Raw genomic sequence first — 9,975 nt, 5'->3', positions numbered from 1 at the left:
ATCACCCCCGCCGCGGCACCGCGCCCGGCCGACGACGAGGTGCTCGACGTCCTCGCCCTCGCCCTGGCCGAGCTCGACGAGCGGGTGGCCGGGGTGCTGGACGTCGAGCACCTCGCGCTGGACGCCGCCGCCGACGTCGCGGCCGCGCTGTCCACCCCCGGCGGGCGTGACGCGGTCCGCGCCGTGGCGCCGCTCCTGCAGGAGATCTCCGGTCATCCCGGCGTCCTCGGGGCCGTCCGGCGGCTCGACGCGGCGCCCGACCAGATCGAGTACGCCGTCCTCGCGACCGCCCTGCGCGCGGCCCGCGCGGACCACCCCGAGCTCGACCGGCTGGACGGCCGGCGGCTCGCGGACATGGTCGACCGGGTCGCCGAGCTCGAGCCGGAGCTGCACCGGGCCAACGCGGCCGTCATCGTGTCCCGGCTGCGGCACCGCTTCCGCGGGCTGGTCGAGCACAGCACCCGCAGCGTCACCGGGATGGACGTGGCCGAGCGCGCGATGAAGAAGACGTGGAGCGCGGGACGGCGCGAGCTGGAGCACGAGTTCGGCAAGGTGCGGGCCTACAAGTCGATCCGGCAGCTGGCGGGCGGGGACCCCGGCGAGGTCGTCGCGGCCCTGCGGCCGGTGTGGCTGATGAGCCCGGCCTCGCTCAGCGACATCCTGGACCTGGCATCGTCCTTCGACGTCGTCGTCTTCGACGAGGCGAGCCAGGTGCCGGTCGAGGAGGCGGTCCCGGCGCTGCACCGCGCCGGCCAGGTCGTCGTGGTGGGCGACCGGATGCAGCTGCCGCCCACCCGCTACTTCCGGTCCAGCGGCGGGTCGGAGACCGACACCGACGCCGATGGGATCGACGGCGTCGACGGCATCGACGGGGAGACCGGCACCCAGGTCGGCGTGGTCCTCGATGCCGACAGCTTCCTGGCCGTCGCTTCGACCCGGCTGCCCTCGACGATGCTGCTGTGGCACTACCGCAGCAACCAGGAGGCGCTGATCCAGTTCAGCAACGCGGCCTTCTACGAGGGACGCCTGGCCACGGTGCCCGACCGCGAGCCGCTGCCCGAGGGGCGGCCGCGGCTGGTCACCCGCGGCGGCGAGGCGCCGGAGGCCGACGAGGTGCGCGCGATGACCGACGCGGTCCTCGAGCGCAGCATCAGCGTGGTGCGGGTGCGCGACGGGGTCTACACCCGGCGTACCAACCCCGCCGAGGCGCGCTGGGTGGCCGAGGTCGTGCGCGACCTGCTGCTGCGCGGGACGGGGATGTCGATCGGCGTCGTGGCGTTCTCCGAAGCGCAGCAGAGCGAGATCGAGACCGCGCTGGACGGGCTCGCGGCCACCGACCCGGCGTTCGCGGCGGCGTACGAGGCCGAGGTCGAGCGCGAGGAGGACGGCCAGGCGGTCGGGATCTTCGTCAAGAACCTGGAGAACGTCCAGGGCGACGAGCGCGACGTCATCATCATGAGCGTCTGCTACGCGCCCGGATCCGACGGCCGGATGCGGATGAACTTCGGCCCGATCAACAACAGCGGCGGCGAGAAGCGGCTCAACGTCATCTTCAGCCGCGCACGCCGGCACATGGTCGTGGTGAGCAGCATCGAGCCCACGATGATCACCAACACCTACAACGACGGCGCGTCCGCGCTGCGCGGCTTCCTGCAGTACGCCGACGCCGTGTCCGAGGGGGATCGCGCGGCGATGGAGTCCGCCCTCGGGCACTGGCGGCGGGCCGGCGCCGACCGCGCCGCCACCCCGGTGATCGTCGAGCAGCTCGCGGCCGCACTGGGCGAGCAGGGGGTCGACGTGGCGCGCTCCGTGGGGCAGTCGGGCTTCCGCTGCGACCTCGCGCTACGGCGTACCGGGGAGCCGGTGTGGCACACTGCCGTGCTCGTCGACCACGCCGCCCGCGTCGACAGCGCGGCCGGGGAGCAGCGGCGTACCGTCCAGCCCGCCGTGCTGCGCTCCGCCGGCTGGCGCGTCGAGCAGGTGCTCGCCACCGACTGGCTCGAGGACCCCGACGGTGTCGTCGCTCGCCTCGTCGCCACCCTCGACCGGGCCGAATCCGAGGCGCCGAATCGGGTACCGGAGGCGAGGCCCGCAGGGTTTGCCGACGAAGAAGCCGCTGCTGCGGCGACCGGTTCGACTCCGGTCTGGGCCGCGAAGGACCAGACGACCGACGACGGGCAGGAGCGCGAACGTGGAGAACGAGAGGCAGCACCGGACGCCCGAGGCGGCCCCCCGATGAGCGGCGGCGACGACCCGCGCACCGGCTCGGGCCGCGGCGGCTCGCTCGGCACCCCGGGCATGGGCGACCCGCCCGATGAGCTGATGCCGGACAAGGACCCCGAGGAGGGGTACGCCGTCAGCGGCGGCGGGGTGGCCGAGTCCGGCGACGACGTACCGACCGACGAGCCGACGGAGGAGCCGCCGGACTGACCGTCGTGGCGCCGCCGTCGTACGCCGTCAGCGACCTAGGCTTGCACCGTGGCTGACCTGACCGAGCCCTGCCCCAACTGCGGAACCCTGCTGCGCTGGGAGACCTCCCACGAGCGCTGCGACGGCTGCGGCTACATCCGCCCCTGCTGCGAGGGTGCGCCCTGCCACTGAGGCGCGCGGCTTCGACCGTCAGGTCGCCGGGTGGCGGCCGACTGCGGCCCTCACCGCCTCATTCGTAGCGCGCCACGTGGCCTCGAGGTGTTCGATGCACTGCAGCGCGTACGACTCGATCGCGATCGGTTCCTGCGTGGGTACGACGGGACCCGACCGAACCCACCACACGGTCGCCATCGTGCGGACCAGACCCAGTGATTCGCCCGCGAAGGCGGTCGCATCGGCGACCGCACGTTTCAGGTCCTTGGACGCCTTCGAGTCCATGACGATCGCGACCTCCGGCCAGCCGCCCGCACCGCGCAGCAGCCCCTCCCGCTTCCAGAACAGCTCGATCCGGGCCAGCGGGTCGGCAGTGATCGGGAGCTGCAGGTTCGACCAGGACCCGCTCTTCGTGGCCACCGCCGGCAGGGACGCGTCCTGGGCGAGCCGCGCTGCGCCTGCGAACAGCGCGGTCTCGAGCGCGTCCACCACAGGGGCGCGCAGAGCGGCCCACTCCTCGATGCGCACCCAGTGCTTGAGGTAGAAGTCCGCCTTGGCGTCGTCGCTCATTCCCTGTTGCCTCCGTAGACCCGAACTGTTCGCAGGTACTCATGGACCCCGACGTCGATGTCGTCGCGACCGTCGGCTGACGCCTCGATGAAGTCCGCGATGTCGTTCCACGCGAGCGCGTGCCACTGGCCCGCGGATTCGATCGCTGTCAACGGCTGGCTCCCGGTCCGGGTCAGGAAGACGAGGGTGGGCGCCTCGTCGGCCCAGTGACGTGCGAGGCGGTCGCACTGCCGTGCCTGCTCTCCCGCCCAGATCTTCGCCTCGATCAGGACAGTCGTTGCGCCGAGTCGCACGACGATGTCCGCGCGCGTGTCGTCCCTCGGCTCCTCGACCGCGATCACCGCACGGGTCGATCCCGCGGAATCGGCGCCGACCGCGGCCAGCAGGCGGTCGAGGACGCCGGTGCCGAGTCCATGCCATCCGTCGGGTGTGAGCAACCAGGCGAGGCCGCGGCACATGACCACCTCGTCGTGGTGCAGCCCAAGAGCCCCGAGGAGCGTCCTTCTGCCGGTGCGCCACAGACCGTCGGCGCGCAGCGCATCGGCCTCGGCGGTGAGCTCGTCGAACGCGGCCTGCCATTCCGTGGCTGCCTCTGGCTCGCTGGTGGTCACGCGCCGACCGTAGGCCACACGCCCGGCGAGGACACGCTTGGCAAGGACTATGGACTCTGTCATAGTCCATGGATGAGCGAAGAGTGGCAGAAGTCGGCCTGCATCCTGTGCGAGTGCAACTGCGGCCTCGAGATCCAGGTGGCCGACGGACGGCTCGCGAAGATCCGCGGCGACAAGGAGCACGTCACCTCGCAGGGCTACACCTGCGAGAAGCCGCTGCGCCTCGACCGCTACCAGAACGGCCGGGACCGGATCACCTCGCCGCTGCGACGCCGCGCGGACGGCACGTACGAGGAGATCGACTGGGACACCGCGATCGAGGAGATCACCGACCGGTTGCTCGAGGTCAAGGGGCAGTACGGCGGCGACAAGATCCTCTTCTACTCCGGCGGCGGCCAGGGCAACCACCTGCCCAGCGCCTACGGCCAGTCGCTGCGTGCCGCGCTCGGCACCCGCTACTACTCCAACGCACTCGCCCAGGAGAAGACCGGCGAGGCGTGGGTCGACGGCCAGCTCTACGGCACCCACACCAAGGGCGACTTCGAGCACGCCGAGGTCGTGCTGTTCCTCGGCAAGAACCCGTGGCAGTCGCACTCCTTCCCGCGCGCCCGTCCGGTGCTGCGCGAGATCGAGAAGGACCCGGCCCGCTCGATGATCGTCCTCGACCCTCGCCGCAGCGAGACCGCAGCCATGGCCGACTTCCACCTCCAGGTGCGCCCCGGCACCGACGCCTGGTGCCTCACCGCCATGCTCGCCGTCCTCGTCGAGGAGGACCTGGTCGACCGTGCGTTCCTCGCCGAGCACACCGACGGTGCCGACGAGGTCCTCGCCGTCCTGCGTGACATCCCGATCAGTCAGTACGCCGCCACCTGCGGAGTCGACGAGGAGCTGATCCGGGCCGCGACGCGCCGCTTCGCCACGGCGTCCAGCGCGACGACGTACGAGGACCTCGGGGTGCAGCAGGCGCCCAACAGCACGCTCGTGTCCTACCTCAACAAGCTGCTGTGGATCCTGACCGGCAACTTCGGCCGTCCGGGCACGATGTACCTGCACTCCTGGCTCGCCAGCCCGGTCGGGGCGCCGCCGGCCGACCCACGCTCGAAGCCGCGCCGACCCAGGTCCGGCGTACGGAGGCTGCAGGGCAAGGCCATGGCACGCGGCGTCTCCGTCGGTGCTGCTGCGATGTCGCGCGGCACCGGTGTGGCCGGCGGCCTGCCCCTGCTCGGTACGCCGACCAACGCCGTCGCGCGCCGGCTGCTCGCGGTGGCGGCGCCACTGCTGGGGGCCGCGCTCGCCGCGGAGTCGCAGCCGCGCTCGGAGCGGGTCACGCCGGTCACCGGCGCGCGCGTGATCCTCGGGATGATCCCGTGCAACTCGATCGCCGACGAGATCCTCACCGACCACCCCGACCGGCTGCGCGCGATGTGGATCGACAGCTCCAACCCGGCCCACTCGCTGCCGGAGTCGAAGCGGTTCGTGGCGGCGATGGAGGCGTGCGACCTGACGGTGGTCGTCGACGTCGCCTTCACCGAGACCGCTCGGCAGGCCGACTACGTCCTGCCCGCCTCGAGCCAGTTCGAGAAGTGGGAGTGCACGTTCTTCAACATGGAGTTCCCGCACAACGGGTTCCAGCTCCGGGCGCCTCTCCTCGAACCGCGTCCCGGCACGCTGGGCGAGCCGGAGATCTATGCGCGGATCCTGCGCAGGATGGGCGCAGTCGACGAGGCGCTGCTCGAGCGCCTGCGCCGCGCCCTCGCAGCCGGCCCCGACGCGTTCGCCCTGGCCTTCTTCTCGGCGGCCGCAGCCGACCCCTCGCTGATGCGGCTGGCCGCCTTCATCCTCCACGAGACCCTCGGCCCGACCCTGCCTGACGGCGCGCGCGCCGCGGCGGTGCTCTGGGGCGCGGCGCAGCTCTGCGCGCTGGAGAACCGCGCGGCGGTCGAGCGCGCCGGCTTCACCGGTCCCGGTCTGGATCCGGGCCGGAGGCTCTTCGAGGCGATCCTGCGCGAGCGCGCCGGTGTCACGTTCACCGTCGACGAATGGGACGACGTGTGGCACTACGTGAAGCGCAAGGACCGCCGGTTCACCGTCGCCATCCCCGAGCTGCTGCCGAAGATCGACGAGCTCCGCACGGCAGCCTCCTCGTGGACGACGGAGGAGTTCCCGTTCGTGCTGGCGGCGGGGGAGCGCCGCTCGTTCACGGCCAACGACATCATCCGCGACCCGAGCTGGCGCCGGCGCGACGCCGAGGGTGCGCTGCGGATCAGCCCGGAGGACGCCGTACGGCTCGGCATCGCCGAGGGCGGACTGGCCCGCATCACGACCGAGGCCGGCACCGCCGTCGCCACGGTCGAGATCACCGACATGATGCCCGGCGGCAACGTGTCGCTCCCGAACGGCTTCGGCCTGGACTACACCGACGACGAGGGCACCGTGCTGGTGCCGGGCGTCGCGCCGAACGACCTCACCAGCGCCCACCACCGCGACTGGTTCGCCGGTACGCCGTGGCACAAGTACGTCCCCGCGCGCATCGAGGCGGTCGTCGGCGATCCGGACGGGGTGCCCGCGTGACGGCGGCGGTGGCCGGCCCGCAGGGGCCCAAGGAGCGGATGATCCTCGCTGCTGTCGAGCTGCTGCGGGAGACCGGGCTCGGCGGGGTGACGATCGACGCCGTGCTGGCGAGGAGCGCGGCTCCGCGCGGCTCGGTGTACCACCACTTCCCGGGCGGGCGCGACGAGATCCTGCGGTCCGCGGCGCAGCGCGCCGGCGACGACATCAGTGCGCTGATCGAGCGTGCCACGGCAGCAGGGGACGCGACCCGCGTCGTCGTACGGTTCACGGAGTTCTGGAAGCGCACCCTGGTCGCCAGTGACTTCCACGCCGGCTGTCCGGTCCTCGCGCTGACCGTGGGCAGCGGCCCCGACAGCGACTGGCCGGCGGCGATGGCCCGCGACACCTACGCGCGCTGGAGGTCGCTGCTGGCCGGTGCCCTGGAGGGATCCGGGGTGAGCGCGGACGCCAGCGGCCCACTGGCGACGACCGTGATCGCGGCGATCAGCGGCGCCGTCGTGATGAGCTCGGCGGACCGCAGCACCGAGCCCATGGACCAGGTCGCCGACCAGATGGTCCGGCTGATCCGGCTGGCCTCCGGCGCGTAGGACGGTCTGTGTCGGCGTACGCCGGTAGTGTCCGCCGGGTGAGTCGACGATGAGCAAGGTGGACGCCCTCCGGGCGATGCGCGAGGCGCGGTACGCGCAGCAGACGGCCAGTGCGCCGGCTCCCCAGCGGGCCAAGCCGGCCGGGCTCAAGCCCGTGGCGAAGACGGCCAAGGCGGCCCCGGCCGCCGAGTCGGCGTCCGACGACCTCTGCGGTCACCGCAACATGAGCGGCCGCACCTGCACCCGCGAGCGCGGCCACAGCGCCAAGAGCCACCGCTACTCCTGAGAGGCAGCGCCCGTCCCTAGAGGTGATCGGGGACGATCAGCCCGTCCGGGTCCTGTCGCGGCGGCAGCGCGGAGAGGGCCGTCTTCACCAGCGCGACCCGGGTGACCACCAGCGCCTTGCGACGCAGGCCCTTCTCGCCGGCACCGCCGAGCGTCTCCTCGACCGCCGCGGTGACCTGGGAGTCGGTGAAGGCGGGCCGCTCGCCCGCGGCGACCTCCACGTCGGGCAGTGCCACGAGGACGGGCAGGATCTGGTCGCCGAGGCCGTTGAGGACGACGTACCGCTCGTAGCGCCCCATCGACTCCCACAGCTCGGCGGCGGTCAGCTTGCCCCGGCGTACCCGCTTGTCCCTCGCCCCCAGCGCACGCTGGGCGGCACCGGTCAGCGCCGCGGTCATCTCCTGCTCGCTGAGCCTCATGGACACAGCATGCCAACGGGGCCGTCAGTCGACGCCTTCGACGATGCGGAAGTCGCGCACGACGGCATCGGAGAGGACGGCCAGCGCCTCCCGGTACGCCTCGCTCTCGTACGCCGCCACGGCCGCCTCGAGGCTGTCGAACTCGATCAGGACGACCCGGTTCGTGTTCCCGTCCTCGTGGGCGACCACCCGGCCACCGCGCGACAGGGCCCGCCCGCCTGCGGCTTCCACCGCCGGCCCGGCGAGCTGGCTGTAGGCGCTGAGCCGGTCGGGGTCGGAGATGGTGCGGTAGACGCTGACCCAATAGCCCTTGGCCACGGAGACCTCCTGGAGTGCCGGCCGGCGTGCGCGACCGCGAGAGATGGACAAGAGATTCCTACACGACGATCGTCTCCGGGCTCCGTTGCGAGGGCTCCGGACGGGCACCCAGACTGGGCAGGTGACGGCATTCGACAAGGACGCGGCCAAGGCCTTCCAGAAGCGCATGGTCGGGGTCATGAACGACTCCGCGCTCGGCATCCTGCTGGGCATCGGCGACGAGCTCGGGCTGTTCGCCGCGCTGGCTCGCCGTGGCCCGGCCGAGTCGGGCGTCCTGGCCGCGGAGTGCGGCGTCGACCAGCGCTATCTGCGCGAGTGGCTGGACGGGATCGTGGCCGGCGGCGTCGCGGACTACGACCCGGAGACCGGGCAGTACTCGCTCCCGGCGGAGCGCGCGGCCTGCCTGACGCCTGACGACGGCCCGGTGAACATCGCGCGGAGCCTGAAGACGCTGACGATGCTGGCCGGCGTCGTGCCTGAGCTGCAGGACCGGTTCCGCCACGGGGGAGGGCTCGACTACGACCACTATCCCCACTTCCACGAGCTCATGGCCGAGGACGCCGCCGCCACCCACGATGCCGGCCTCCTCGATGTCGTGGTTCCCGCGGTGCCGGGGCTGCATGAGCAGTTGAGAGCAGGGGTCGCCGTGGCCGACATCGGCTGCGGTGCCGGTCATGCCATCAACCTCCTGGCTCGCGCCTACCCCTCGAGCACCTTCATCGGCTACGACCTCGGAGTGGAGGCGATCGAGGCGGCGCGAGCGGAGGCGGCTGCGTGGGAGCTGACCAACGCCCGCTTCGAGGTCCGCGACGTCGCCGCCCTGGGCGAGACCGGGGCGTACGACGTGGTCACGGCCTTCGACGCCGTCCACGACCAGGCCTTCCCCGACCGGGTCCTCGCTGGGGTCGCCGAGGCGTTGCGTCCCGGCGGCACCTTCCTGATGGTGGACATCAAGGCCGAGTCGGGGGTCGAGAAGAACCTGACGCTGCCGTGGGCGACGTACCTCTACACGCTGAGCCTGATGCACTGCATGCCCGTGTCCCTCGCCCAGGGCGGCAGGGGTCTCGGCACGGTGTGGGGTCGGCAGACGGCCGAGCGGATGCTGGGCGAGGCCGGCTTCGCCCACGTCGACGTGCTGGAGATCCGCACCGACCCGATGAACTACTTCTACGTCGCGACCGTGGATGGGTCGTGAGTCCCTCGACCGACTGACGCGCCCGGAAGGGCACGCCGCGGTCGAGGTCAGCGCGACGCAGGTGTCAGGAGCGCGGCGTACCTGCGTCTCTGGGCCGGGGCGATGATCGCCCGCAGGGCGAGCGCAAGCTGGGCGTCGATGTAGGAGTCGAGGGTCTTCGTCTGCTCGAAGTACCAGTGCTTCAGCGCCCACGAATGGGCCAGCAGGAGCAGGTTGTAGGCGACCAGGTCCGGGTCGTCGGTCACGAACACACCCGAGTCCACGCCCGCCTGCACGGTCTCCCTCAGGGGCTGACTGGTCTCGACCTCGAGCCGTTTGATCTGCGCGCGCCCTGCGGCGTCCAGTGACTTCGACTCGCGATAGGTCAGCACGGCGGCGTGTCGGTACTCGTCGATGACCTTGCAGTACGCCGCGAAGGCGCCCGCCAGCCGGCGTACGGGATCCTCGCCGGCGGCCTCGATGGCGGCCGGCACCTCGGTGGCGAAGGCGTCGAGGACCTGGGTGATCACCGCGAGCAGGATGTCGTCCTTGCTGCCGAAGTAGCGGTAGATCAGGCCCACGCTCACGCCTGCCTCGGCCGCGAGCGCCTGCATGGAGACCGCCTCGGACCCCTCGCGCTCCATCAGTCGCGCCGCCGCGTCGAGGAGCTGGCGCGACCGGTGCTCGGCCAGCGTCTGTCGTGCGACGTCCTGCGGGTCGGTCGCAGCTTCGGTCATGGGCTCCTCCTGGTGAATCGGCGTTCATCGTAGCCGAGATCTGTTGTGCGCGGCGGTTGACATCGGATCAAAATGAATCTACGTTCACTCGTGTTGAATCAATATTCATTCCGATGTGGA

General features: G+C 71.8%; 11 protein-coding genes. 6 read left to right on the top strand and 5 right to left on the bottom strand.

The features are described from left to right. Together ACYU8V_RS06345 and ACYU8V_RS06340 are read left to right on the top strand one after the other, a co-directional pair. On the top strand, positions 1-2,430 hold a 2,430-nt coding region (locus ACYU8V_RS06345), incomplete at its 5' end, for an AAA domain-containing protein (RefSeq protein ID WP_460845996.1). 48 nt (positions 2,431-2,478) lie between these two features. Continuing rightward, positions 2,479-2,601, top strand: a complete 123-nt coding sequence (locus ACYU8V_RS06340; protein ID WP_460845995.1) for a hypothetical protein — start codon at positions 2,479-2,481, stop codon at positions 2,599-2,601. A gap of 18 nt (positions 2,602-2,619) precedes the next feature. Here the strand turns inward: ACYU8V_RS06340 and ACYU8V_RS06335 are convergent, their stop codons facing one another. Then, complete coding sequence (locus ACYU8V_RS06335) at positions 2,620-3,153, bottom strand: hypothetical protein (protein WP_460845993.1); 534 nt, start codon at positions 3,151-3,153, stop codon at positions 2,620-2,622. Next, positions 3,150-3,764 carry a PD-(D/E)XK nuclease family protein gene (locus ACYU8V_RS06330; RefSeq protein ID WP_460845991.1) on the bottom strand — a complete coding sequence of 205 codons (615 nt, stop codon included), beginning with the start codon at positions 3,762-3,764 and terminating at the stop codon, positions 3,150-3,152. Before ACYU8V_RS06330 ends, ACYU8V_RS06335 begins: the two co-directional genes overlap by 4 nt. Before the next feature lie 72 nt (positions 3,765-3,836). Between ACYU8V_RS06330 and ACYU8V_RS06325 the strand changes: the two genes are divergently transcribed. Genes ACYU8V_RS06325 through ACYU8V_RS06315 form a run of 3 tightly spaced genes read left to right on the top strand, consistent with a single transcriptional unit; the run spans position 3,837 to position 7,208 of the window. After that, positions 3,837-6,335, top strand: a complete 2,499-nt coding sequence (locus ACYU8V_RS06325; protein ID WP_460845990.1) for a molybdopterin-dependent oxidoreductase — start codon at positions 3,837-3,839, stop codon at positions 6,333-6,335. Continuing rightward, a complete protein-coding gene (locus tag ACYU8V_RS06320) occupies positions 6,332-6,922 on the top strand; it encodes a TetR/AcrR family transcriptional regulator (protein ID WP_460845989.1) in 591 nt (196 codons plus the stop codon). The genes ACYU8V_RS06325 and ACYU8V_RS06320 overlap by 4 nt, the downstream gene beginning before the upstream one ends. Positions 6,923-6,971: 49 nt before the next feature. Continuing rightward, a complete protein-coding gene (locus ACYU8V_RS06315) occupies positions 6,972-7,208 on the top strand; it encodes a hypothetical protein (RefSeq protein ID WP_460845987.1) in 237 nt (78 codons plus the stop codon). Between the two features lie 16 nt (positions 7,209-7,224). Here ACYU8V_RS06315 and ACYU8V_RS06310 read toward each other — a convergent pair whose 3' ends face one another. After that, positions 7,225-7,626: a hypothetical protein gene (locus ACYU8V_RS06310; protein ID WP_460845986.1), complete on the bottom strand. Its 402-nt coding sequence runs from the start codon at positions 7,624-7,626 to the stop codon at positions 7,225-7,227. 24 nt (positions 7,627-7,650) lie between these two features. Continuing rightward, positions 7,651-7,944, bottom strand: coding sequence for a DUF1330 domain-containing protein (locus ACYU8V_RS06305; RefSeq protein ID WP_460845984.1), 294 nt, complete (start codon positions 7,942-7,944; stop codon positions 7,651-7,653). A 121-nt stretch (positions 7,945-8,065) separates the two neighbouring features. On the opposite strand from ACYU8V_RS06305, the gene ACYU8V_RS06300 reads away from it, so the two are divergent. Continuing rightward, positions 8,066-9,139 (top strand): class I SAM-dependent methyltransferase, encoded by a 1,074-nt coding sequence (locus tag ACYU8V_RS06300; protein WP_460845983.1) that lies wholly within the window; start codon positions 8,066-8,068, stop codon positions 9,137-9,139. 47 nt (positions 9,140-9,186) lie between these two features. Here ACYU8V_RS06300 and ACYU8V_RS06295 read toward each other — a convergent pair whose 3' ends face one another. Continuing rightward, complete coding sequence (locus ACYU8V_RS06295; RefSeq protein WP_460845982.1) at positions 9,187-9,855, bottom strand: TetR/AcrR family transcriptional regulator; 669 nt, start codon at positions 9,853-9,855, stop codon at positions 9,187-9,189. Positions 9,856-9,975 lie beyond the last annotated feature (120 nt).

This window comes from Nocardioides ultimimeridianus (assembly GCF_054777895.1).
Note: the sequence above shows the minus strand (reverse complement) of the source record. Positions and strands in the feature narration are given on the sequence as shown.

Excerpts from the sequence above, each read along its gene's own strand:
- ACYU8V_RS06335 (WP_460845993.1), bottom strand. The coding sequence starts at position 3,153 with ATGAGCGACGACGCCAAGGCGGACTTCTACCTCAAGCACTGGGTGCGC.
- ACYU8V_RS06325 (WP_460845990.1), top strand. The coding sequence starts at position 3,837 with ATGAGCGAAGAGTGGCAGAAGTCGGCCTGCATCCTGTGCGAGTGCAAC.
- ACYU8V_RS06315 (WP_460845987.1), top strand. The coding sequence starts at position 6,972 with ATGAGCAAGGTGGACGCCCTCCGGGCGATGCGCGAGGCGCGGTACGCG.
- ACYU8V_RS06310 (WP_460845986.1), bottom strand. The coding sequence starts at position 7,626 with ATGAGGCTCAGCGAGCAGGAGATGACCGCGGCGCTGACCGGTGCCGCC.
- ACYU8V_RS06295 (WP_460845982.1), bottom strand. The coding sequence starts at position 9,855 with ATGACCGAAGCTGCGACCGACCCGCAGGACGTCGCACGACAGACGCTG.